Below are 23245 nucleotides of genomic sequence, written 5' to 3'. Positions count from 1 at the left end.
GCCCGCCGGGCCATGTGCGGCCTTGTGCGTCAGGCGGCCCGTTTCTGCGAAATCACCAGCAGCGCGCCGTTCTTGTCCTCCAGCACCGCGCGGTATTCGTGCGGCCCGGCCTGCACGGGCACGCGCACCGATGCGCCGGCCTTCACGACCCGCGCCATCGCCGCATACAGGTCGTCGTCCTCGTCGACGCGCAGCGTCAGCGCCGCGCGCTCGACGATCTGCTCGTCGCCCGCGACCAGCGCGATCGTCAGCGGGCCGCCGTCGAGCGCGCAATAGCGGTCGCCGTCGCGGAACTTCACGTTCAGGCCCAGGCCGTCGACGAACAGCGGCAGCGCCGTGTCGATGTCGGCGACCGGATACAGCAGCATCGATACCTTCATTCCCTCTCTCCCTTGTCGTTGGCCGGCGCATGCAAGGCGCCGCCGTTCGATGCTAGCGCGCGGTTCGCCGCGTCACGCAGTCCGATCGGATGACGGTGAAACCCCTCTGTCCCCGCCGGCGTGCCGGTACTCCGAACAGACGATGCCCGCGCCCGGCCGCGCGCCGACACTCCCATTCGTGGACCGTCGCGCTTCGTCCGTATCGTGCGGGCGGGCTGCACGACCCCGACTCGTCCAACAACCATGGAGACGCACGCAATGAAGTTTTCCCTCATCTACGAAGCCCAGACCACCGACGCATCGCGCGAGGGCGACCACCGGGTTTTCAAGGAGACGGTCGAACAGGCGCTGCTCGCCGAGCAGGTCGGCTTCGACACGATCTGGTGCGTGGAGCACACGTCGCTGACCAACTATGCGCACATGAGCGCGCCGGAAACCTTCCTTGCGTACCTGGCCGGCCGCACGACGCGTATCAGCCTCGGCCACGGCGTCGTGTGCCTGCCGCCGGCGATGAACCACCCGATCAAGGTCGCCGAGCGCGTCGCGCTGCTCGACATCCTGTCCGGCGGCCGCGTGCACTTCGGCGTCGGCAAGGGCGGCAGCCAGCAGGAAGCCGGTGCGTTCGGCTACGACCTCAACGAACTGCAGCCGATGATCGACGAATCGATGTACCTCGTGCCGAAGATGTTCGTGCAGGACGAGATCGAACACGACGGCAAGTACATCAAGATCCCGAAGCGCCCGATCCACCCGAAGCCGTTCCAGGATCCGCACCCGCCGATGTACCTGGCTTGTACGAACACCGACGCGCTGCTGCGCGCCGGCCAGCGCGGGATGGGCGCGCTGGTGCTCGGCTTCGGCGGCCCCGACGAAGTCGCGAAGAAGAACGCCGTGTACCGCGAAGCCTGGGCGAACCGCAAGCCGGAAGACCAGGTCGGCTTCCGCCCGACCCAGCACCTCGCGGCGCTGTGCCCGACGGTCGTGATGGCCGACGGCCAGGCAGCCCGCAAGATCGGCATCCGCGGCCAGCGCTATTTCATGGAATCGCTCGCGTACTGGTACACGGGCGGCGAGCGTCCGGATCCGGCGAAGTGGGGCGACGACCTCGTGCAGGCCGACACCGGCGAGATGGTGATCCGCTCGCGCTTCGCGTCGGAGGAAGTCGTCGTGAACTTCGCCGACCCGGCCCTCGCGATGATGAACCCGAACCATGCGTACGGCACGGTGGACGACTGCATCGGCTATGTCGGCCGCCTGCAGGAAGCCGGTGTCGACGAAGTGCTGTTCCTGTGCCAGATGGGCACGGTGCCGCACGAAGCGCAGATGGAGACGATCCGCAACATCGGCGAGCACGTGATCCCGTTCTTCAACAAGGAGAAGGAGCGCGCCTGCGCGTGATGCACCGGGCCGCGCCCGTCGTCCGGTCGGACGATGCGGCGCGGCGGCGCGAAGCCGACCATCGACGATGGCGAGCATCGCCCGCGGCCAGGCCGCGCCGAACAACTTTGAACGAGAGCAGGGCAGGCGCCGCGGCGCATCACCCGCTTCACAGGAGACATTCGTGCATCGCGACAACGATTCGAACGCACTGGCCGCCACGCTGATCGCCCGCGCCGAGGCGCTGGCGCCGACGCTCGCCGGCCGCGCCGCGCAGGCGGAAGCGCAGGGCCGCATCCCGGCCGAGACGATCGCCGACATGCAGGCCGCCGGCTTCTTCAAGGTGCTGCAGCCGAAACGCTACGGCGGCTACGAGCTCGATCCGCAAGCCTTCTTCGACATCCAGATGGCGCTGGCGCGCGGCTGCATGTCGACCGCGTGGGTGTACGGCGTCGTCGGCGTGCACAACTGGCAGCTCGCGCTGTTCGACGCGCGCGCGCAGCAGGACGTGTGGGGCAACGATCCGACGACGCTGATCGCGTCGACCTACATGCCGGTCGGCCGCGTGACGCCGGTCGACGGCGGTTTCCGCCTGTCCGGTCACTGGAAGTTCTCGAGCGGCAGCGAGCTGTGCGAATGGGTGTTTCTCGGCGCGCTGGTGCCACCGGCCGAAGCCGGCCAGCCGCCCGAATACCGCACCTTCCTGCTGCCGAAAGCCGACTACCGGATCCAGCAGGACTGGGACGTGCTCGGCCTGCGCGCGACGGGCAGCCACGACATCGTCGTCGACGATGTGTTCGTGCCCGCGTACCGCACGCACAAGGCGATCGACGGGATGATGGGCACGAGCCCGGGCCTGGCCGTCAACGATGCGCCGCTGTTCAAGCTGCCGTTCGCGCAGATCTTCGTGCGTGCGGTGTGCACGTCGTGCATCGGCGCGCTGCAGGGCGCGCTCGACGATTTCACCGGCTATGCGGCGACACGCGTGTCGGCCAACAGCGGCGCGAAGACGACCGACGATCCGGGCGCGCAGGGCGCGTGCGCGAACGCGGCCGTCGCGATCGACGAGATGCAGGTGCTGCTCAAGCGCAATTTCGCGGAGCTGATGGCGTCGGTCACGGGCGGCCCGGCCGTGTCGATCGAGCGCCGCGTGCATTTCCGCTACCAGTCGGCCCAGGTCGCCGAGCGCTGCGCGCAGGCCGCGAACGCGCTGCTGCGTTACGCAGGCGGCAACGGCATCTATCACCGCAATCCGCTGGTGCGCCGCTTCCTCGACCTGCACGCGGCCCGCGCGCACTACGCGAACAACGTGGACCGCTTCGGCCAGAATCTCGGCGCCGTGATGCTCGGCCGCGAGAACACCGACTTCTTCATCTGACGAGGCCGCGATGAACGACCCGCAAGCACAGCAATACGTGTTCGACGTGGTGGTCGTCGGTTCGGGCGCCGGCGCGCTGCTCGCCGCGTGCCGCGCGGCCGACCGCGGCCTGTCCGTCGTCGTGATCGAGAAGACGGCGCTGTACGGCGGCACGTCGGCCGTGTCGGGCGGCGGCATCTGGGTGCCGTGCAACCACCATATCGCCGAGCTGGGCGCGACCGACTCGCGCGAGGCCGCGCGCGGCTACATCGAAGCGTGCGTGGCCGGCGAATCGACGCCCGAGAAAATCGACGCGTATCTCGACCGCGCGCCGGAGATGCTGCGCTACCTGGAATCGCAGACGCCCGTGCGTTACCAGTCGCTGCCGAAGTACGCGGACTATTTCCAGAAGGTACCGGGCGCGATGCCGGGCTACCGCGCGCTCGATCCGCTGCCGTTCGACGGCGGGCTGCTCGGCGACGAGTTCGACCGGCTGCGGCCGCCGTCGCCGGGCACGCTGATCGGCGGGCGCGTCGCGGTGACGTCGAAGGAAGCGCACACGCTGTTCTCGCGCGGGCCCGGCTTCATGAAGCTCGCGATCGCGCAGTTCGGCCGCTACTGGCTCGATATCGGGATGCGCCGCCGCACGCGGCGCGACCGGCGCCTGACGCTCGGCAATGCGCTGATCGGCGGGCTGCGCCGCGCGCTGCTCGACCGCAACGTGCCCGTGTGGCTCGATACGCCGATGCGCGACCTGCTCGACGTGGGCGGCCGCGTGACGGGCGTGCGCGCGCAGCGCTTCGGGCAGCCCGTGACGATTACCGCGCGACGCGGCGTGATCCTCGGCGCGGGCGGGTTCGAGCGCAACCAGCCGATGCGCGAGCGCTACCTGCCGCAGCCGACGCAGGCGCGGTGGAGCGCGACGCCGCCGGCCAATACCGGCGACGCGATCGCCGAAGGTCACCGGCTCGGCGGCGCGCTGGCGCTGATGGCGCACGTGTGGGGCGCGCCGACGGTCGGCGTCGCGGGCGAGGAGAAGCAGCGCGCGCTGTTCGTCGAACGCAACCTGCCGGGCTGCGTGATCGTGAACAGCCTCGGCAAGCGCTTCGTCAACGAAGCCGCGCCTTATTCCGAATTCGTGCCGGCGATGTATCGCGACCACGCGCGCACCGGCGCGAGCGTGCCGGCGTGGATGGTGTTCGACGCACGGTTTCGCCGCAAGTATCCGTGCGGGCCGATCATGCCGGCATCGATGATGCCCGACACGAAGATTCCGGCCGCGTTTCGCGACGTGCTCGTGAAAGCCGACACGATCGACGCGCTCGCCGCGCGCATCGGCGTCGACGCGGCCGGCCTGCACGACACGCTGCGCGACATGGCGCGCTACGCGGTCACCGGGATCGACGAAGCATTCGGCAAGGGCGACAACCTGTTCGACACGTACTACGGCGATCCGCAGAACCAGCCGAACCCGTGCCTCGGGCCGGTCGACCAGGCGCCGTTCTATGCGGTGCGGATCGACGCGGGCGACATCGGCACGAAGGGCGGGCTCGTCACCGACGTGCACGCCCGCGTGCTGCGCGCCGACGGCGAGCCGATCGACGGCCTCTACGCGATCGGCAACACCAGTGCCTCGATGATGGGCGCGAGCTACCCCGGCGCGGGCTCGACGCTCGGTCCGGCGATGACCTTCGGGTATCTCGCCGCCGACCACCTGGTTGCTCGCGCAGCCGACGCCGGCGGCCAACCGGCCCGGCCATCCACGACTGAACTTGACGGAGTCCGATCATGAGCGATCTCACCACCCATCCGCTGCGTACCGACATGCTGCTCGCGATGCGTCGCCTCGCGCGCTCCGTCACGGTCATCAGCAGCGCGCACGACGGCCGGCGCTATTCGATGTCCGCGACGGCGGTCGATTCGCTGTCGACCGATCCGCCGTCGCTGCTGATCTGCATCAACCGCAGCGCGTCGCTGTATCCGCCGCTCGACGCGGGCGCCGGGTTCTGCGTGAACGTGCTGGCGGCGGCCCACGAAGGCATCGCGATCGATTGCAGCGGCCGCCTGAAGGGCGAGGCGCGCTTCACGACCGGCGACTGGCACACGTCGGCGCACGGCGTGCCGTATCTGCGCGACGCGCAGGCGAACCTCGTGTGCGAGCAGGACGGCCGCTTCGAATACGGCACGCATACGGTGTTCATCGGCCGCATTCGCGAGGTGCTGATGAGCGGCGACGTCGATCCGCTCGTCTATCTCGACGGTGCGTACACGACGCCCGGCGCGCCGCTGGCCCGTGCGGCCGCATGACGTGAGGAGCCGGCCATGAGCGATTCGCGCTTCCATCGGCTGACCGTGGCCGACGTGATTGCCGAAAGCGACGACGCGTGCTCGTTCGTGTTCGACGTGCCGGCCGCGTTGCGTGATGCATTTGCGTACCGGCCCGGTCAGTTCCTGACGCTGAACGTGCCCTGTGCGGATGCGACCGTCGCGCGCTGCTACTCGCTGTCGAGCGCGCCCGGCATCGACGCCGCGCCGAAGATCACCGTCAAGCGCGTGCGCGACGGCCGCGCGTCGAACTGGCTGTGCGATCGCGTGAAGGCAGGCGACACGCTCGACGTGCTGCCGCCCGCCGGCGTGTTCACGCCGCGCACGCTCGACGGCGACCTGCTGCTGTTCGCGGGCGGCAGCGGCATCACGCCGGTGCTGTCGATCCTGAAATCGGCGCTCGTGCACGGACGCGGGATGCTGACGCTGATCTATGCGAACCGCGACGAACGCTCGGTGATTTTTCGCGACGAGCTGCAGCAGCTCGCGCAGCGCCACCCGGGCCGCATGCGCGTGATCCACTGGCTCGACAGCGTGCAGGGCATCCCGCAGCAGCGCCATCTCGAGGAACTCGCACGGCCGTTCAGCCAGCAGGAGACCTTCATCTGCGGGCCGGCGCTGTTCATGGAGAACGCGCTGGCCGCGATGCTCGGCCTTGGATTGCCGCGTTCGCGCGTGCATGTGGAGCGTTTTGCGTCGCTGCCCGATGCGCCGGCGCAGGTTGCTGATACGGCTACGTCGAGCGCAGCGGCGGCCGCAGCGTCCGGCGACGGCGCGGCGATCGAGACGGTGCTCGACGGCGACGCGTTCGCGTTCGACAGCGCGCCCGGCGAAACGCTGCTCGACGCAATGCTGCGCGCGGGCGTGCCGGCGCCGAATTCGTGCCGGATGGGGCAATGCGGCGCGTGCATGTGCCGGATCGAGCGCGGCGAGGTGGCGCTCGACAGCAACCACGTGCTCGACGACGACGAGATCGCGGCCGGCTGGACGCTCGCCTGTTGCGCACGGCCCGCGAGCGACGCGCTGCGCGTGGTGTTTCCCGACTGAGCCGTGGCGCGCCGGCGGCGCGCACGGCCACCTGATGCCTATGACGATGGACAACGAAATCCTGACCACGCCCGCGCTGATCGCACGGGCAGCCGCGCGCCACGGCGCGCATCCGGCGATCGAATCGGCGCATGGCCGGCTGACCTACGCGGAACTCGATGCGGCACGCCTCGACGCCGCGCGCGCGCTGCTCGCGAGCGGCATCGCGGCCGGCGACCGCATCGCGGTGTGGGCGCCGAACCTGCCGCAATGGATCGTCGCGGCGCTGGCGATCCACACCGTCGGCGCGATCCTCGTGCCGGTCAATACGCGGATGAAGGGGATGGAGGTGGGCGGCATCCTGCACGACGGCGGTGCCCGGCTGCTGTTCTGCTGCGGCACCTTCCTCGGCGAATCCTATCCGGCGATGCTCGCGCCGCACCGGCCCGCGACGCTCGAGCGCATCGTCGTGTTCGACGGCGAGCCGCCTTCAGGCGCGAGCGACGAAACCTGGAGCGCATTCCTCGCGCGCGGCGCCTCGGTGTCGCTGGCCGCAGTGCGCGAACGCGAGGCGCAGGTGACGCCCGACACCGTGATGGACCTGATGTTCACGTCCGGCACGACCGGCCGCCCGAAGGGCGTGATGACCGCGCACGGCCAGAACCTGCGCGCTGCGCAGGCATGGGCGGCAATCGCCGGCGTGCGGCCCGACGACCGCTACCTGATCGTCAATCCGTTCTTCCATACGTTCGGCTACAAGGCCGGCTGGCTCGCCGCGCTGGCGAGCGGCGCGACCGTGCTGCCGCACCTGGTGTTCCAGCCGGCCGACGTGCTGCGGCGCGTCGCCGACGACCGCATCTCGGTGCTGCCCGGCCCGCCGACGCTGTACTACGCGCTGCTCGACGCACCCGATCGCGCGACGCGCGACCTGTCGTCGCTGCGGATCGCGGTCACGGGCGCGGCGGCGATCGCGCCGAGCCTGATCGAGCGGATGCGCGCGGAGCTCGGCTTCGAGACGGTGCTGACCGGCTACGGGCTGACCGAATCGTGCGGTTTCGCGACGCTGTGCCGTCAAGGCGACGATGCGGAGACGGTCGCCTATACGTCGGGCCGCGCGATGCCGGATGTCGAATTGCGCATCGCGGGGCCGGGCGGCGCGCCGCTCGGGCCGGACGAGACCGGCGAGATCTGGGTGCGCGGCTACAACGTGATGCGCGGTTATTTCAACCAGCCGGACGCGACGCGCGAGACCGTCGATGCGGACGGCTGGCTGCATACGGGCGATCTCGGCTGCGTCGATGCGAACGGTAACCTGAAGATCACCGACCGCATCAAGGACATGTTCATCGTCGGCGGCTTCAACTGCTATCCGGCCGAGATCGAGCGGCTGCTCGCCGCGCACCCGGCGATCGCGCAGGTGGCGCTGGTCGGCGTGCCCGATACGCGGCTCGGCGAGGTCGGGCATGCGTATGTCGTGCTGCGGCCGGGCATGCATGCCGACGCCGACGCACTGAACGACTGGGCGCGCCGCAACATGGCGAACTACAAGGTGCCGCGGCATTTCACGTTCGTCGAGCAACTGCCGACGAGTGCCGCCGGCAAGGTGCTGAAGTACCGTCTGCGGGCGGGGACCGAGGCGGCGGCCTGAGCGCCGCCGCGTCACACGAACGGGATGAACGCATGAACGACAACGGTTTTCCGCCGGGCGCGGTGCTGGTGTTCGGCGGCAGCGGCGGGATCGGGCAGGGGGTTGCGCTCGAGTTTGCGCGCGCCGGCGTGCCGGTCGCGCTGGGCTACCGCAGCAAGGCGGACGTGGCCGAGCGCGTCGCGCGCGACATTCGCGGCGAAGGTGTCGCGGCCACCACGCACTGCGTGGACGTGACCGATCCTGCCCAGGTCGATGCCGCGCTCGCGGCCGCGATCGACGCGCATGGCCGCGTGCACACGGTCGTGTGGGCGGCCGGACCGCTCGTGAACCAGCGTCATATCGGCGACATGACGCACGACGACTGGCGCCGCGCGATCGACGTCGAGACGATCGGCTTCTTCGTGGCGGCGAAAGCCGCGCTGCCGCACTTCCGCGCGTCGGGCGGCGGATCGTTCGTGACGCTCGGGTCGGCCGGGCACCTGCGCTGGCCCGACCGCGACGGGCTGTCGGTCGCGCCGAAGGCGGCGAACGAAGCGCTGGTCAAGGGGCTGGCACGCGAGGAGGGGCGTTACGACATTCGCGCGAATTCGATCCTGGTCGGCGTGATCGAGGCCGGGATGTTTCCGGTGCTGCTCGAACAGGGGCAGTTCGACCAGGCGTGGATCGACGAAACGCAGAAGATGCTCGCGCTCAAGCGCTGGGGGAAGGCGCACGATGTCGGGCGGGCGGCGGTGTTCCTGGCGTCGGACCGGGCCAATTACATTACCGGGCAGCAGTTGAATGTGTCGGGCGGGTATGGGCTGTGACGGTTGAGGTGCTGCGGGCAGGCAGTGCGCGCCCGCGATTCCGATAGCGCGCTGCAGCGATGCCTGCCCCATGAGCGAGGAGCAGGCATCGTGTGCCCGTCATGCCGGCTTGCGGATTCCGGTGACGGACCGCTTCATGTCAGCGTCGACGCGGGGAAACCCGAGGGTCGCGATCACCACGCGAGCGGTGCCGGCTCCGTTTTCCAGAACAGCCAGCGCCGGCGTTCGAGATGCATGCCGTTGCCGATCTGGTACGGCTGCTGCCGCCCGGCATCCAGTTCGATAATCGACACATAGCCGGCACAGGTCGAGACGACGAGCGTTCGGCCGTCGTCCGACAGATCCATATCGCAGATCGTCGAGCCGACGAAATGTTGCCAACGGGCGTTGCCGTCCGTGTCGACCGCGCGCAGATAGCCGCCGGCATCGCCGAGGATGAATTCGTCGCGACGCGCGGCGGATGCGTAGACGCGTGCGTTGCCCTCGATCACTTTCACGCCGTCTGCATCCTCGTAGAAATCCGAGTGCAGCCCGGGAAGCTTGTCGACCTGTACGCCGATCGTTGCGCCGTTGTAAAAGTGGCAGGCGTTCAGCGCGAGCACGCTGCCGTCGGCGCTGAACACGGCATGGTGCGGATACTCGCCGTGCGGGCCGACTGTCGCGATGCATTGCAAGCGGGCGTCGAATACCCGATGCTCGCCATCCTGCGCGCCGACGGCAATGAGCGATCCGTCCGAAGACAGCGCGCCGTGCTCCATGTCGAGCGACACGTCGGGCGTGTCGTCCGGGTAGTTCTTGCGGAGCCAGTCGAAATGCTCCTGCATTTGCTCCTGGGTCGGCAGGAGCAAATGCGCGCGTTGTTCGTCCAGGACGTATGTGCCGTCGGCGGAGACCAGCAGCACGCGCTTGCCGTCCGGAAACGGGATGAGCCGGGTCGGCTTCGGGTGCGTTTCGCGCGGCGGGACGTCGAACCCCTCCGGTACGCCTTCCTGGCCCGTCGGCCAGGGGCACCATGCAACACGCGGCCCTTGCCAGCCGTCCGTCACCTCGACGCCTTGCTCGCGTGCGACGGCGAAGAACCGCCGGCGCGGGCAGCGACCGAAGAAGAGGACGTCCGGGATGTCGGTGATCGTGTCGCCGTCGATATGCAGAACCTTGCCAGGTTCGTACGTTGCACCGAGGCGCACGAGGATGCCGCCGTCACGCAGCGCGAGCACGGCCGCAATGCTCTGCGCGTTTTCCTCCAGCAGCGGCATCAACGGTTCATGCGCGAGCGGCCACTGAGCCCGGATGTCCTTTCGCTCGGAGGACGCATTGGCTTCGCGAAGCGATGCCAGCCAGGCAGGCAGCAGGTCGTCGCTGTTCGCGAATTCGGGGGCATCGCCGGCCTCGTCCCAGCCTTTGGCGAGCCCGGTTGCCACGTAACGGTTGATCGCTTCGGCGTAGTCGAGCACGCGGCGTTGCCATAGCGCTTGCGCTTCGTCCTGGTTCATTCGGTTTCTCTCGGATTGGATCGGCGTTGGTTCGACGCCGTTGGTTTTTTGTAGACGGGTTCAGCCATTCGGACAACCGGCGTGGCCCGTTGCGACATGCGCCGGCCGATTCTACCGTCATGCCGTGAAGTGAATTTGATGGAGTTGCGCGGGGGCGCTGTCTCGTCCCGGGGATGGGGTGTAGCGGGGTGCGGAAATGCGTGGTCGAGCGATTGCGCTTCCGTATCGAGCTTCATCGGCGCCGACATGACCTGCCTTTCCCGCGCTTGAAATCGTTTACGACGCGGGTCGATATGTCGACCGGTTCCCGCCCATCGTTTCGGCTCGCTTATTTCCCCGGTGCACGACGCGGACAAGATGGATGCGCACGCATCCGTATTCACCCTGCATTGCCACGCGCGATCGCACATCGACCTCGCGCGCGACCGGCGCGAGGTCACATTCTTGCAACGCATTCTTCAATGCATGGCGCCGCACGCGTTCGGCGACAACGACGACACGCATGCGCTGAAGGCCGTCCCGCCTCGTTCGGCACGCGTTGCGGCACCGATGCACGGCGCGGCGGATCGCGTGTCCCGGCATCGATCGCCGAATAAGGATGCGCGCCTGAAACATTTCCTCCTGTTACAGCCCGCGCGACCTTCCGTGTTTTGCGGTGACGCTTGTCCCGCGTCGGTTTGCGCCGTATGGCACGCGCTTTGCGGGTGACCCGGTGCCGCCGGTGCAAACGAAATGGGCAACAACGATGAACGCATCGTCGGCATGCAACGACATCGAAACAATCGGGGAATCGGATCGGGCCGCGGGCGCCGCGTGGGGTGGCGCACCTGCCGCGCCTGTCGTATCGGCCATGCGCACGGGGCAACGCGTGCCCGATCCGTAGAACAGCAAGCGTGCTTGCAAGGTGTCGTGTCGGGGTTCGCATCACGCAGGGCGGCACAGGCCGCATGCGTTGGCGAGGCGCGCCCGGCACATGTCGGGGGAGGCGCCCGTGAAAATAACGGTGAACCAATGGGCAGCGGTCGCGGTGATGTGCGCCGCGAGCGCGCATGCGCAGGAGATCTACCTGCAGGGCGGCACGCAGGGCGTCGGTATCGGCGCGGCCGTGAGCTTCAATTCGATCCTGGGGGCGCATGCGGACTTCAATGCGATCGATCTTTCGCATGACTTCACGGTCGCGGGCAATCGCTATCAGGACGACCTGAAGCTGCGCCAGGGCGGCCTGTACGCGGACATCTTTCCGTGGCACGGCAGCGGATTCCGGGCGACGCTCGGGATGCGCTTCAACGACGACGATATCCGCGGCGTATCGGTGCCGACCAACGGCACCTATGTGTTCGGCGGCAAGCGCTATCCGGCGATGCCGGGGATGTATGCGGTGGCGGAAGCGCGCTATCCGACCGTGATGCCGTACGTCGGGATCGGCTACGGGCATCGGCCGGCGTCGAAAGGGCTGGGATTCGTCGCCGATCTCGGCGTTGCGTACGGGATCCCGAAATGCTCGTACACGCTGTCGCCGGAACTGGCGGCCGCGGCCGGGCCGGCGAAGAGCCAGGTCCTGGTCTCGAGCGGGCTGGATTCGCTGCGGCAGGTGATGTCGCGCTATCGGTGGTATCCGGTTTTGCAGATCGGGATTTCGTATCGGTTCTGAGCGGTTGCGCTCCCGTTGCGTGTGCCGGGCGGGGCTGGCCGGCAGCGCCGATACGGGCGGGACAACGGGTGCCGGCAAGGGTGGCAACTGACGACCGTCGCGAGCGCGGCGTGCGGCGGCGGTTTGCGCGTGCCTTCAACGGATGGGACGACTGGCTGATCGGCCGTCTTTCCCGCCGGACCGATCCGGCTTGCCTTGCACCCAGCGGTTCGACGTGTCGGGCGAGCGGCGCATGTCGAAAGGATTCATGCGCCCCGTTGCCGTTCGCCGACGCCAACCACCGTCCTCCCTCCGTCAATGGTGGTGATAGCCGTGATTGCGACGGGTGTCATGGCACTATGATTGAATCAGCCTGGATGGAGGGAATCATGGCAAATCTATTGGTGCGTGACGTGGACGATATCGTTCAGCGCCTGCGCGAGCGGGCTGCGGCCAATGGCAGGCGTGCGGAGCCCGAATATCGGGCCATTCTGGCCGCTGCGCTCGGCCGGAAACCGTTGTCGCACAAGGGCATGTTCTGAATCTGTTCAGAATTCGTCAAGAACTCACCTTCACCTGAATGGTCGTGACGCCTCGCGCATCTGCATAGGTTTCGGCCGACGCGTCAGCCATATGGCCGAGTAGCGCCTTCGTATCGCGTCTTCATGGAACTTGCGCGACAGCGCCTCGAAGATCGGCATCGAGCAGCTCCGCCCGGTTTCGAATTCGACCGTTTCCACGTCGATGTCGGCTGACGATTCGAACGCGTTTCACCTCGTTCCGCGCTTCTCCCGATCGCATTTCCGAATGCCTGATTCATGTCGAACGACAACGACACGTCGGCGACGGAGGGAAGACGATTGGCCTCGGTGCGAACAGCAACGGTCAGTCTTCCGTGAATGCGTTGCGGAACAAAGTGTGGCAATCCGGTGTCATCGTCGGTCGGGAAGCGATGGGTTGGTCGCTGGGAGAAAGCAGGTGAACACGGGAACAACCATTCAAGCAATGCAGGGTGCCGTTTGAGCGGCACCGGGCGGCTCGTAACAAGGAGTGCAACAAGCATGAAAATTTTCCGCACGAGGCTTCGCAGTATCGCAGGCCTCCTGGTTGCAGCGGCAGTGTTCGATCCAGCGTATGCACAGGGTGTGCCTGGGCAGCTTCTGACTGCAACGCAGCTTAACGATGCGTTGCGGACGGCTTCGATCCAGAGCGGTGCGATCAACGGCGCAACGATCGGGAGTGCGCGTCCGGCTTCTGGCAAGTTCACATCGCTTGCGGCGTCTGCATCGAATCCGTCGTTACTGTTCAATTTCGGTGGGGTGGGCGAAAGCGATCGCGCGTTGCAGGCGATTCTGCGGGAACAGAAAATTTCGGTGATCGCATTCGGTGCGGACCCGACCGGCACACGACCGAGCGCGACGGCGATTCAGAATGCGATCAACTACGCGTGTGCGTCACCGTCACAGAAGACGGTGTATGAGCCGCCGGGCACATATCTCTGGGACCACAACGTGACGATCAACTGTCCGGCCGTCAAGCTGATCGGTTCTGGAGGGGGCGGATACAACGACAATGCGCCGAAGATCAACGCGACGACGATCAATCGCTGGGTCGGCCCGCGCGGTGGCACTGCGCTGACGATCGCCCCATCCGGTGATCAGAAGACGGAAGACAACAGCGTCATGGGGATCTTCTGGGATGGCAACAATTCCCGTGGCGGTATCGCTGTCAATCTGATTTCAGCCCGGTACGGGACTTACGACATTCGTGCAGCCCACTGGGCTACCGCTTTTGTGCAGACGGACATTTCGCCGGCGGCAACGGAGAATTCGGACGTCACGGGAAACATTTTCTACAATATTTCCGGGTATCAAACGCTGCCGACTGACGGGTCGGTGCTCATCACGCACAGTGCTTACGATCACAATGCCTGCTGGAATCACTTCTTCCTGATTCAAGCCGTCTATTTCAATTCGCCCGGTATCGTGCTGAATGGCGACGACAGCGAACGGTTTGACGTGATCAATCTATACAACGCGAAGGATGGAACAGCGAAAGGGCTCGTGCTGAATGGCTCGAATACGTCGCCGTATGCCAATACGCGTCACAACACGTTCTATCTGGTTGGCACGGGGGGCAGCCAGCACGGCAACCAGGGCGGCGTTTATTCGCAGGGGGTTGACGCGTCCGGCAAGCCGCTCGCCTATCCTGCGGTGGGAAACAATATCGTCTGGTACGACGCCGAGAACTCGCAAGCGATGCCGACGGTCGATCCCGGATCGACGCTCTGGTGGAGTGAGGACAATGCGCCGGCCGGGATGAGGCAGTTCTATTTCACGAAGAGCCCACCCGGATATGTCCAGGTCGACAATTCAGGAAAGATCACGCAGGCCGGGCAGATCACGATCCCGGCGGGCGCGACGAGTGGTTCATTCACATTCCCCACCTATCAAGGCAACCGGACGGCAGGGTTTCCGCATGCCGTCGTCAGCGTTCAGGCTACGCCAACGACGGCTGCGGTTCCATTTTGGGTGTCGGCGACGAACAAGGCCGTGACGATCACGTCGGGATCGCCGCATACCGCGCTCACGTTCTCTTTCAAGGTCGAGGGGTATTGAGCCGCGCTGAAGAAGATCCTTGCGGGGTTCGCGCTCGGTTGCGCGTGCCCGATCCAGCGCACGAACGCGACAAACCGATCGCGGCCGCCGCGCGGATCAACGATCTCACCACCGTGGTCACGCGCAACGTCGACGATTTCTCGCGCACCGGCGTGCGGTTGCCGAATCCGTTCGACTAGCCGCGCGGCCTGCCCGAACCGTTTCTTTTTACCCCGTATAATCGCGCGGAAAACCAATCAAAACGAACGGGGACGCGATGACGCTTTACGCACAACAACGATGCCGATACGGCACGATGCTGTTCAATTCGAATGATGAATTTGTGGGGCGCAGCCTGTCGTTGTACGGCGAGTGGTCCGAGCCCGAGTCGTTCCTCTTCGCGCAGATGGTCCGCGAAGGCGACACGGTCGTCGAGGCCGGCGCGAATCTCGGCTCGCACACGGTGATGCTGTCCCGGGCGGTCGGGGAGCGCGGCGCGGTGTACGCGCTCGAGCCGCAGCGTCATACGTTCCAGTTGCTCTGTGCGAATCTCGCGCTGAACCAGCGGTTGAACGTCCGCGCGCTGCAGTGCGCGGTCGGCGATGCGGAAGGCTCGGTGCCGTTCCCGGTCTTCGATCCGCGTTCGCCGAACAACTTCGGCGCGTCGTCGCTGCTCGGCACGAATCGCGACACTGAACCGGTACCGCTGCGCACACTCGACTCGCTCGACTTGCCGCGGGTCGATTTCCTGAAGGCGGACGTCGAAGGTTTCGAGCCGAACCTGATCCGCGGCGCGGGTGACACGCTCCGCCGGCATCGTCCGATCGTCTATCTGGAATACTTGAATCACTACACGGGTGACGGCTCGAAGGCGTTTCTCGAGCGTTTCTCGGCGCTCGACTACCGCGTCTGGTATTTCATCACGCCCGTGTTCAATCGCCTCAATTTCCTCGGCAATCCGGAGAACGTGTTCGACGGCATCTGGTCGTTCGACCTCGTGTGCATTCCACGCGAACGCGGCGAAATGCACGGGCTCGTCGAAGTGACGCCGGACAACGAAGGCGTGTGCGTCGATCCGGATACGTGGCGGCGCGTGCGGTTCGCGCCGGCGTGAACCGCAGCGCGGGGATCGGGGCATAGCGCTCCGGCTCCCCGAGTCGACCGCCGGATGCATATCGAAGGCCGCACCGGCGCGCGCGTGATGACCTTCCTGCCGCTGCGAATGCACGGGGCAGACGGTCGATGAGCTGATCCCGTGTCCGGTTCGCAAGAATCCGGCAACAACCCGGCAACAACCCGGCAACAACCCGGCAACAACCCGACGGCAACCCGTCCGGGTTTTCCCGGCCCTCCCGCATCCCCGCGTCGTCCCGCCGGGCTTTCGCGAACCTCCCGTTCCCCGCTGCCTCTCGTCCCAACAGACGATGTGACGCCATCCCCGACCGGCCAGAATCCTTTCACGAACAACGGATTCTGAACGAGGAGGAGGCCGACATGATCGATGTCCGTGCACTCGGCTATGTGGTCGTCGAAGCGACCCGCGTCGACGCGTGGCGCCGCTATGCGGAAGACGTGCTGGGCATGCAGGCGATCGACGCGCCCGACGGCGCGTTGTACCTGAAGATGGACGAACGCGATTTCCGCTACGTGATCGTTCCCGGCCAGGCCGACCGCTATTTCGCGTCGGGTTGGGAACTGCCCGACGGCGCCGCGTTCGACGCCGCGCTTGCGGCACTGCAGCGCGCAGGTGTCGAACCCGTGCGCGCCACCCGCGACGAAGCCGCGCTGCGCCGCGTGCAGGCGATGGCGTGGTGCACCGACCCGTCCGGCAACCGCCACGAACTCTACTGGGGGCCGCGCTGCGACTTCCGCCGTTTCGTGTCGCCGCTCGGCGTGTCGCGCTTCATCACCGGCGACATGGGGCTCGGCCACGCGGTGCTGCCGGCGCCGCAGTTCGACGCGACCGACGCGTTCGTGCGCGGCGTGCTCGGCTTCGAGCTGTCCGACATCTACCGCGTGAAGTTCACGCCCGATCCGGCCGAGCCGGAGAAGCGCATCCACTTCATGCACTGCCGCAACGCGCGCCATCACAGCCTCGCGCTGTTCGAGATGGCCGTGCCGTCCGGCTGCGTGCACGTGATGGCCGAAGTCGACTCGATGGACGAAGTGGGCCGCGCGCTGGATCGCGTCGCCGCGCACGACGTGAAGCTGTCCGCGACGCTCGGCCGTCACTGCAACGACCAGATGATCTCGTTCTACATGAAGACCCCCGGCGGCTTCGATCTCGAATACGGCTTCGGCGGCCTCACGGTCGACTGGTCGCAGCACGCGGTGTTCGAGGCTACCCAGGTGAGCCAGTGGGGCCACGACTTCAGCATCGGATACCGGTAAGCCAGCACGATGACGATGAAACCTCTCGACAAGACGATGTCCGCGCGCGACGTGGTCGCGCAACTCGCCGACGGCATGACGATCGGCATCGGCGGATGGGGGCCGCGGCGCAAGCCGATGGCGCTGGTGCGCGAGATCGCGCGCTCGAACCTGAAGGACCTGACGATCGTTGCATACGGCGGCGCCGATGTCGGCCTGCTTTGCGCGGCCGGAAAGGTGCGCAAGGTGGTGTTCGGCTTCGTGTCGCTCGACGTGATTCCGCTCGAACCGCATTTCCGCCGCGCCCGCGAGCAGGGCCGCGTCGACGTGCTCGAACTCGACGAAGGGATGCTGCAGCTCGGCCTGCGCGCGGCCGCCGCGCGCCTGCCGTTCCTGCCGACGCGCGCCGGGCTCGGCACCGCGCTGCTCGACCACGCGCCGCAACTGCGCACGGTGCGATCGCCGTACGACGACGGCGAGACGCTGCTCGCGATGCCCGCGATCGAACTCGACGTCGCACTGCTGCACGTGAACGCGGCCGACCGGATGGGCAACACGCGCATCGACGGTCCCGATCCGTTCTTCGACGCGTGGCTGGCCCGTGCGGCGCAGCGCTGCTACGTGTCGGCGGAAACGGTCGACGCGTCGCTCGCGAGCGACGACCTCGACGCCGCGAAACGCAACCCGTTCGAGCGCTCGCTCGTCAGCGGCGTCGTGCATGCGCCGGGCGGCGCGCACCCGACCTCGTGCGGGCCGGCCTACGGCTGGGACTTGCCGCACCTGCGCGCGTACTGCACGAGCGCGGAAGACGACGCGAAGACGGCGGCGTACCTGCGCGACGTGGTCGGCCAGGACGAACGCCAGTACCTCGAAGGCGTCGGCGGGCTGTCGCACGTGACGACGCTGCCGTTGCCGATTCTGTAAAGGAGCGCCTTGTGAGCGAATCTCTCGACCATTCCCTCGCGGAACTGATGATCGTCGCGTCCGCGCGGCTCTGGCGCGACGACGGCGAAGTGCTGGCGACCGGCATCGGCACGGGCCCGCGGCTCGCGGCCGGCCTCGCGCGCCTTGCATACAACAACGGGCTGATGCTGACCGACGGCGAAGCGTATCTCGTCGAGGAGCCGGTGCCGCTCGGCCCGCGTCCCGACGGCTATCGCGTGAAGGCGAGCGGCTGGATGACCTACGAACGCGTGTTCGACTGCCTGTGGCACGGCCGCCGTCATGCGCTCGTGATGCCGACGCAGATCGACCGCTTCGGCCAGGCCAACATCTCGTGGCTCGGCGACGACTATGCGCGCCCGAAAACCCAGCTGCTCGGTGCACGCGGCTTCCCCGGCAACACGACGAACCACGCGAACTCGTTCTTCGTCAGCGGCCACGGCAAGCGCACGTTCGTCGAACACGAAGTCGACATGGTGTGCACGGTCGGCTACAACCCGGCGCGCCGGCTGCCCGGGATGAAGACCTTCGTCGACCTGCGCAGCATCGTCACCGATCTGTGCGTGATGGATTTCGGCGGGCCCGACCATGCGATCCGCGTGCGCTCGCTGCATCCGGGCGTGAGCTTCGATGAGGTGCAGGACGCGACGGGCTTCCCGCTGATCGCCGCACCGGACCTCGGCACGACGGCCGCGCCGAACGCCGACGATCTGCGCATCGTCCGCTCGCTCGATCCGCACAACCTGCGCGCGACGATCGTGCGCAACAATCCGGCGCCGCGCCGGGGATGAGGTCAGACATGGAAGCGACCCAGCTGACGTTCGGCGACGGCGTCGTCGATTACGCGGTCGAAGGCGGCATCGCGACGATCACGATGAACCGCCCCGAGTATCACAACGCGCAGAACTCGAAGATGACCTATGCGCTCGACGCGGCGTTCCGGCGCGCGGCGCACGACGATGCGGTGAAGGCGATCGTGCTCGCGGGCGCCGGCAAGCATTTCTCGGCGGGCCACGACATCGGCACGCCGGGCCGCGATATCCACGAGTCGTTCGAGCGCGAGTCGCTGTGGTACGACCACGTCGACAAGGAAGGCGGTGAATTCCTCTATGCACGCGAGCAGGAGGTGTACCTCGGGATGTGCCGGCGCTGGCGCGACCTGCCGAAGCCGACCATCGCGATGGTGCAGGGCGCCTGCATCGCCGGCGGGCTGATGCTCGCGTGGGTGTGCGACCTGATCGTCGCGTCGGAGGATGCGTTTTTCGCGGACCCGGTCGTGCGGATGGGGATTCCGGGTGTCGAGTATTTCGCGCACGCGTACGAACTGAACCCGCGCATCGCGAAGGAATTCCTGTTCCTCGGCGAGCGGATGCCGGCCGAGCGTGCGTACCAGATGGGCATGGTCAACCGCGTGGTGCCGCGCGAGCGGTTGCGCGACGCGACCTACGCGATCGCCGCGAAGATCGCGACGATGCCGCGCCTCGGGCTCACGCTGACCAAGCAGGCGCTGAACCACGTCGAGGAACTGCAGGGCAAGCGCGCGGCGATGGATGCGGCGTTCGCGTGGCATCACTTCGCGCATGCGCACAACGAACTGGTGAGCGGCGATCGCCTCGGCGGCTACGACGCCCGCAGCATGGCCAGCTCGCAGCGCCAGCCGAACGGCGCGGACCGCAGCGACGCGCAGGCGCCGGCACCGGCCGCCGTCAACGGAGCCGCCGCATGAGCACGACGCTGCATACGCCGCTGTGCGACCTGCTCGGCTGCCGTTACCCGATCGTGCAGACCGCGATGGGCTGGGTGGCCGACGCACGGCTCGTCGCCGCCACCAGCAATGCGGGTGGCTTCGGCTTCCTGGCTGGCGCGACGCTCGAACCCGAGCAGGTCGAGGCCGAGATCCTGAAGGTGAAATCGCTGACCGACCAGCCGTTCGGCATCAACTTCCACATGTTCCAGAAGAACGCGCAGCAGGTCGTCGAACTCGCGATCAAGCACCGGCTGCGCGCGGTCAGCTACGGCCGCGGGCCTGACGCGAAGACGATCCGCCGCTTCAAGGAGGCCGGCATCGTCTGCATGCCGACCGTCGGCGCGCCAAAGCACGCGGCGAAGGCGGTCGAGCTCGGCGCGGACATCGTCACCGTGCAGGGCGCGGAAGGCGGCGGCCACACGGGCGCGGTGCCGACCACGCTGCTGCTGCCGAAGGTGCTCGACGCGGTGCGGGTGCCGGTCGTCGCGGCCGGCGGCTTCTTCGACGGGCGCGGGCTGGCTGCCGCGCTGGCCTACGGCGCGGCCGGCATCGCGATGGGCACGCGCTTCCTGATGAGCGCCGAATCGCCGGTGCCGCGCGAAACGCTCGAACGCTACGTCGCGGTCGGCGACCCGGCGCGGATCCGCGTGTCGGACGCGCTCGACGGGCTGCCGCAACGGATGATCGACAACCCGTATCTGCTGAAGCTCGAACGCTTCGGCCCGCTGCGCCGCACGTGGTTCGCGTTGAAGACGGCCGAAGCGTGGCGGCGCCAGAACGGGCTGAGCACGGGCGACATGCTCGGCCTCGCGCTCAAGGCGCTGCGCTCGCAGGACTACACGGCGAGTCAGACGCTGATGGCCGCGAACGCGCCGTTCCTGATCCAGCGCGCGATCGTCGAGGGCCGCCCCGACGAAGGCGTGCTGCCGAGCGGCCAGGCGGCCGCGATGATCGGCGCGATCGAATCGTGCGACGCATTGATCGCGCGGATCGTCGCGGGAGCCGGCGAGCGGCTCGATGCGCTGGCCGTGCTGCGCGGCGTGCCGGCGACGCAGGCCGCGTGAACATAATCACAGGGAGGCAGAGGAGATGACAGCATCCAACCAACCGGCCGGCGCAACGCCGTTCCGGATCGACCGCGCGGACGGCATCGCCGAACTGGTGATCGCCCATCCGCCCGTGAACGCGCTCGACGCGCAGGGCTGGCACGCGCTGGCTCGCGCGCTCGACGCGCTCGGCGAGGACGACGACGTGCGCGCGATCGTCGTGCGCGGCGAGGGCCGCGGCTTCTGCGCGGGCGTCGACATCAAGGAACTGGCCGTGCATCCGGAGCGGATCGTCGCGGTCAACGCCGGCAACTACGAGACGTTCCGCGCGGTGCACCGCAACCCGAAACCGGTGATCGCGGCCGTACACGGCTTCGTGCTCGGCGGCGGGATCGGCATCTGCGGTGCGGCGGACATCGTCGTCGCGGCCGATTGCGCGCGCTTCGGCGTGCCCGAGATCGACCGTGGCGCGATGGGCGGCGGCGCGCATCTGCAGCGGCTGTTCGGCGTGCAGAAGGTGCGCATGATGTATTTCACCGGCGAGATGATCGACGCGGCCGAAGCGTACCGGCTCGGCGCGGTCGAGCAGGTGGTGACGCGCGACACGCTGCGCGACGCGGCGCTCGCGATCGCCCGCAAGATCGCCGAGAAGAGCCCGGCGATGGTGCGGCTCGCGAAGGAGGCGCTGAACGGCGTCGAGGACGGCGATCTCGAGGACAAGTACCGCTGGGAGCAGGGCTTCACGCTGCAGGCGTACATGACGAACGATTCGACCGAGGCACGGGCCGCGTTCGTCGAGAAGCGCGACGCGCGCTTCGACGCGCAGGCCCCCGCCGAGGAGGCACGCGCATGAACCTGACCTATACGCCGCAACAGCAGGCGTTCCGCGCGGAAATCCGCGACTGGCTCGCCGCGCACGTGCCGCGCGAGCGGCTGCCGAGCTTCGACACGGAAGAAGGCTTTGCCGCGCACCGCGAATGGGAGCGCACGCTGCACTCGGGCCGCTGGAGCATGGTCACGTGGCCGCGCCAGCTGGGCGGGCGCGGCTGCGACCTGATCGAGTGGCTGATCTTCGAAGAGGAATACTGGCGCGCCGACGCACCGATGCGCGTGAACCAGAACGGCATCTTCCTGCTCGGCCCGACGCTGATGGATTTCGGCACGGCGGAGCAGAAGGCGCGCTTCCTGCCCGCGATGGCGGCCGGCGAGCACGTGTGGGCGCAGGGCTGGTCGGAGCCGAACGCGGGCTCGGACATGGCCGCGATCCGCACGACCGCTGCCCGGATCGGCGACGAATACGTGCTGAACGGCCAGAAGATCTGGTCGACCCGCGCGGTGTGGGCCGACTGGCTGTTCGGCCTGTTCCGCAGCGACCCCGAATCGTCGCGCCACCACGGGCTCACGTTCCTGATGGTGCCGCTGTCCGCGCCGGGCATCACGGTGCGGCCGATCCGCCAGCTGAACGGGCAGACGGGCTTCGCGGAAATCTTCTTCGACGACGTGCGCGTGCCGGTCGAGAACCGTCTCGCAGCCGAAGGCGCGGGTTGGCAGGTCGCGATGGCGACGGCCGGCTTCGAGCGCGGGCTGATGCTGCGTTCGCCGGCGCGCTTCCAGCGCACCGCGCAGGCGCTGCGCGACCTGTATCTCGCGCACCGCGACAGCGCGGACCGCGATCCGACGCTGCGCGAGCGTGTGGTGCAGGCATGGATGGATGCGCAGGCCTACGCGCTGTCGACCTACGCGACCGCGAGCCGGCTGCTGAAGGGCGGCCACATCGGCGCGGAGTCGAGCACCAACAAGGTGTTCTGGTCCGAGCTCGACCTGCGCATGCACCAGACGGCGCTCGACATCCTCGGCGCGCACGGCGAGGTCGTTCCGCAGACGGCCGCGCAGCACGCGACGCTCGGCCACTGGCTCGACGGCTTCCTGTTCGCGCAGGCCGGCCCGATCTACGCGGGCACCAACGAGATCCAGCGCAACATCGTCGCCGAACGGATGCTCGGCATGCCGCGCGCGTAAGCGCGCCGGCGACTCCCTCACTGAACGGACATCGTATGGATTTCGTATTCGATGAAGACCAGGAAGCGCTCGCGGACAGCGTGAAGCGCCTGCTGATGACCGAGATGACGCCCGAGTTGATCCGCGAGCTCTGGGCCACGCCGACCGGGCGTTCGGACGACCTGTGGGCGCTGTTCGCGTCGCAGGGGCTGACCGCCGTGTCGGTGCCGGAAGCGCACGGCGGCCTCGGCCTGACCGAAGTCGAATGGGCGCTGCTCGCGCAGACCTACGGCTACTTCGGCAGTCCCGAGCCGCTGCTCGACACGGCGCTCGTGTCGGCCGGCGTGCTGGCGCGGCTGCCCGCGAGCGGCTGGCGCGACGCGCTGCTGAACGACATCGCGGAAGGCCGCGCGCGCGTCGCGCTCGTGCATCCGGTGAACCCGTATGCGGCCGACGTGCACGTCGCGCAGGCGCTGCTGTGCGAGCACCGCGGCGAGCTGCAC

The 23245-nt window shown here is 67.7% G+C and carries 21 protein-coding genes and 2 pseudogenes; 21 read left to right on the top strand and 2 right to left on the bottom strand.

The window, feature by feature from the left end; translation table 11 throughout:
• Window positions 1–29 precede the first annotated feature (29 nt).
• Window positions 30–380: a VOC family protein gene (locus G3N61_RS26935; protein WP_043190962.1), complete on the bottom strand. Its 351-nt coding sequence runs from the start codon at window positions 378–380 to the stop codon at window positions 30–32.
• Window positions 381–638: 258 nt separating this feature from the next.
• Between G3N61_RS26935 and G3N61_RS26930 the strand changes: the two genes are divergently transcribed.
• The 7 genes from G3N61_RS26930 to G3N61_RS26900 all read left to right on the top strand — a co-directional run bounded on the left by G3N61_RS26930 (window position 639) and on the right by G3N61_RS26900 (window position 8919).
• Window positions 639–1778 carry an LLM class flavin-dependent oxidoreductase gene (locus G3N61_RS26930; protein WP_205824015.1) on the top strand — a complete coding sequence of 380 codons (1140 nt, stop codon included), beginning with the start codon at window positions 639–641 and terminating at the stop codon, window positions 1776–1778.
• Window positions 1779–1941: 163 nt separating this feature from the next.
• A complete protein-coding gene (locus G3N61_RS26925) occupies window positions 1942–3135 on the top strand; it encodes an acyl-CoA dehydrogenase family protein (RefSeq protein ID WP_205824014.1) in 1194 nt (397 codons plus the stop codon).
• Between the two features lie 10 nt (window positions 3136–3145).
• The gene (locus G3N61_RS26920; protein ID WP_089452818.1) at window positions 3146–4906 is read left to right on the top strand and encodes an FAD-dependent oxidoreductase; all 1761 of its coding nucleotides are present in this window, start codon (window positions 3146–3148) and stop codon (window positions 4904–4906) included.
• On the top strand, window positions 4903–5421 hold the full coding sequence (locus G3N61_RS26915) for a flavin reductase family protein (RefSeq protein ID WP_089452819.1): 519 nt from the start codon (window positions 4903–4905) through the stop codon (window positions 5419–5421). Before G3N61_RS26920 ends, G3N61_RS26915 begins: the two co-directional genes overlap by 4 nt.
• Window positions 5422–5436: 15 nt before the next feature.
• The gene (locus tag G3N61_RS26910; protein WP_205824013.1) at window positions 5437–6486 is read left to right on the top strand and encodes a ferredoxin--NADP reductase; all 1050 of its coding nucleotides are present in this window, start codon (window positions 5437–5439) and stop codon (window positions 6484–6486) included.
• A 40-nt stretch (window positions 6487–6526) separates the two neighbouring features.
• Window positions 6527–8113, top strand: a complete 1587-nt coding sequence (locus tag G3N61_RS26905) for a FadD3 family acyl-CoA ligase (RefSeq protein WP_277405122.1) — start codon at window positions 6527–6529, stop codon at window positions 8111–8113.
• A gap of 32 nt (window positions 8114–8145) precedes the next feature.
• Window positions 8146–8919 (top strand): SDR family oxidoreductase, encoded by a 774-nt coding sequence (locus G3N61_RS26900; RefSeq protein ID WP_205824011.1) that lies wholly within the window; start codon window positions 8146–8148, stop codon window positions 8917–8919.
• A gap of 173 nt (window positions 8920–9092) precedes the next feature.
• Here G3N61_RS26900 and G3N61_RS26895 read toward each other — a convergent pair whose 3' ends face one another.
• Window positions 9093–10412 (bottom strand): hypothetical protein, encoded by a 1320-nt coding sequence (locus G3N61_RS26895; RefSeq protein WP_205824010.1) that lies wholly within the window; start codon window positions 10410–10412, stop codon window positions 9093–9095.
• A 357-nt stretch (window positions 10413–10769) separates the two neighbouring features.
• Between G3N61_RS26895 and G3N61_RS26890 the strand changes: the two genes are divergently transcribed.
• From G3N61_RS26890 to G3N61_RS26825, 14 genes and pseudogenes are all read left to right on the top strand, one after another.
• Window positions 10770–11120: a hypothetical protein gene (locus G3N61_RS26890; RefSeq protein WP_205824009.1), complete on the top strand. Its 351-nt coding sequence runs from the start codon at window positions 10770–10772 to the stop codon at window positions 11118–11120.
• Between the two features lie 265 nt (window positions 11121–11385).
• A complete protein-coding gene (locus G3N61_RS26885; RefSeq protein ID WP_089452824.1) occupies window positions 11386–12063 on the top strand; it encodes a hypothetical protein in 678 nt (225 codons plus the stop codon).
• 368 nt (window positions 12064–12431) lie between these two features.
• Window positions 12432–12551: pseudogene (locus G3N61_RS40320) on the top strand (DNA-binding protein); the annotation flags it as partial.
• Between the two features lie 552 nt (window positions 12552–13103).
• Window positions 13104–14660, top strand: a complete 1557-nt coding sequence (locus tag G3N61_RS26875) for a glycosyl hydrolase family 28-related protein (RefSeq protein WP_089452825.1) — start codon at window positions 13104–13106, stop codon at window positions 14658–14660.
• Between the two features lie 38 nt (window positions 14661–14698).
• Window positions 14699–14839 (top strand): annotated as a pseudogene (locus G3N61_RS26870) (VapC toxin family PIN domain ribonuclease); the annotation flags it as partial.
• Window positions 14840–14955: 116 nt separating this feature from the next.
• Window positions 14956–15753 carry an FkbM family methyltransferase gene (locus G3N61_RS26865; protein ID WP_230624453.1) on the top strand — a complete coding sequence of 266 codons (798 nt, stop codon included), beginning with the start codon at window positions 14956–14958 and terminating at the stop codon, window positions 15751–15753.
• 380 nt (window positions 15754–16133) lie between these two features.
• Window positions 16134–17030, top strand: a complete 897-nt coding sequence (locus G3N61_RS26860; RefSeq protein WP_205824008.1) for a VOC family protein — start codon at window positions 16134–16136, stop codon at window positions 17028–17030.
• Between the two features lie 9 nt (window positions 17031–17039).
• Window positions 17040–17933: a CoA transferase subunit A gene (locus G3N61_RS26855; RefSeq protein WP_205824007.1), complete on the top strand. Its 894-nt coding sequence runs from the start codon at window positions 17040–17042 to the stop codon at window positions 17931–17933.
• A gap of 11 nt (window positions 17934–17944) precedes the next feature.
• The gene (locus G3N61_RS26850) at window positions 17945–18742 is read left to right on the top strand and encodes a ketoacid CoA transferase (RefSeq protein ID WP_043186560.1); all 798 of its coding nucleotides are present in this window, start codon (window positions 17945–17947) and stop codon (window positions 18740–18742) included.
• Between the two features lie 8 nt (window positions 18743–18750).
• Window positions 18751–19677: an enoyl-CoA hydratase gene (locus G3N61_RS26845; RefSeq protein WP_205824006.1), complete on the top strand. Its 927-nt coding sequence runs from the start codon at window positions 18751–18753 to the stop codon at window positions 19675–19677.
• Window positions 19674–20762: a nitronate monooxygenase gene (locus G3N61_RS26840; RefSeq protein ID WP_205824005.1), complete on the top strand. Its 1089-nt coding sequence runs from the start codon at window positions 19674–19676 to the stop codon at window positions 20760–20762. The genes G3N61_RS26845 and G3N61_RS26840 overlap by 4 nt, the downstream gene beginning before the upstream one ends.
• Window positions 20763–20787: 25 nt before the next feature.
• Complete coding sequence (locus G3N61_RS26835; RefSeq protein WP_205824004.1) at window positions 20788–21597, top strand: enoyl-CoA hydratase family protein; 810 nt, start codon at window positions 20788–20790, stop codon at window positions 21595–21597.
• Complete coding sequence (locus tag G3N61_RS26830; protein WP_089452831.1) at window positions 21594–22763, top strand: acyl-CoA dehydrogenase family protein; 1170 nt, start codon at window positions 21594–21596, stop codon at window positions 22761–22763. The genes G3N61_RS26835 and G3N61_RS26830 overlap by 4 nt, the downstream gene beginning before the upstream one ends.
• Before the next feature lie 35 nt (window positions 22764–22798).
• Window positions 22799–23245 (top strand): acyl-CoA dehydrogenase family protein (locus G3N61_RS26825; protein WP_205824003.1); only part of this gene is annotated, 447 nt, incomplete at its 3' end.

This window comes from Burkholderia sp. Ac-20349 (assembly GCF_017104865.1).
Lineage (GTDB): Bacteria > Pseudomonadota > Gammaproteobacteria > Burkholderiales > Burkholderiaceae > Burkholderia > Burkholderia aenigmatica.
Note: the sequence above shows the minus strand (reverse complement) of the source record. Positions and strands in the feature narration are given on the sequence as shown.

Bases quoted from the DNA above. Each gene is read 5' to 3' on its own strand.
- G3N61_RS26885 (WP_089452824.1), top strand. From the start codon at position 11,386: ATGTCGGGGGAGGCGCCCGTGAAAATAACGGTGAACCAATGGGCAGCG.
- G3N61_RS26905 (WP_277405122.1), top strand. From the start codon at position 6,527: ATGACGATGGACAACGAAATCCTGACCACGCCCGCGCTGATCGCACGG.
- G3N61_RS26830 (WP_089452831.1), top strand. From the start codon at position 21,594: ATGAACCTGACCTATACGCCGCAACAGCAGGCGTTCCGCGCGGAAATC.
- G3N61_RS26895 (WP_205824010.1), bottom strand. From the start codon at position 10,412: ATGAACCAGGACGAAGCGCAAGCGCTATGGCAACGCCGCGTGCTCGAC.
- G3N61_RS26915 (WP_089452819.1), top strand. From the start codon at position 4,903: ATGAGCGATCTCACCACCCATCCGCTGCGTACCGACATGCTGCTCGCG.
- G3N61_RS26855 (WP_205824007.1), top strand. From the start codon at position 17,040: ATGACGATGAAACCTCTCGACAAGACGATGTCCGCGCGCGACGTGGTC.
- G3N61_RS26890 (WP_205824009.1), top strand. From the start codon at position 10,770: ATGGATGCGCACGCATCCGTATTCACCCTGCATTGCCACGCGCGATCG.
- G3N61_RS26910 (WP_205824013.1), top strand. From the start codon at position 5,437: ATGAGCGATTCGCGCTTCCATCGGCTGACCGTGGCCGACGTGATTGCC.
- G3N61_RS26860 (WP_205824008.1), top strand. From the start codon at position 16,134: ATGATCGATGTCCGTGCACTCGGCTATGTGGTCGTCGAAGCGACCCGC.
- G3N61_RS26920 (WP_089452818.1), top strand. From the start codon at position 3,146: ATGAACGACCCGCAAGCACAGCAATACGTGTTCGACGTGGTGGTCGTC.
- G3N61_RS26865 (WP_230624453.1), top strand. From the start codon at position 14,956: ATGCTGTTCAATTCGAATGATGAATTTGTGGGGCGCAGCCTGTCGTTG.
- G3N61_RS26875 (WP_089452825.1), top strand. From the start codon at position 13,104: ATGAAAATTTTCCGCACGAGGCTTCGCAGTATCGCAGGCCTCCTGGTT.
- G3N61_RS26935 (WP_043190962.1), bottom strand. From the start codon at position 380: ATGAAGGTATCGATGCTGCTGTATCCGGTCGCCGACATCGACACGGCG.
- G3N61_RS26930 (WP_205824015.1), top strand. From the start codon at position 639: ATGAAGTTTTCCCTCATCTACGAAGCCCAGACCACCGACGCATCGCGC.
- G3N61_RS26835 (WP_205824004.1), top strand. From the start codon at position 20,788: ATGACAGCATCCAACCAACCGGCCGGCGCAACGCCGTTCCGGATCGAC.
- G3N61_RS26840 (WP_205824005.1), top strand. From the start codon at position 19,674: ATGAGCACGACGCTGCATACGCCGCTGTGCGACCTGCTCGGCTGCCGT.
- G3N61_RS26845 (WP_205824006.1), top strand. From the start codon at position 18,751: ATGGAAGCGACCCAGCTGACGTTCGGCGACGGCGTCGTCGATTACGCG.
- G3N61_RS26900 (WP_205824011.1), top strand. From the start codon at position 8,146: ATGAACGACAACGGTTTTCCGCCGGGCGCGGTGCTGGTGTTCGGCGGC.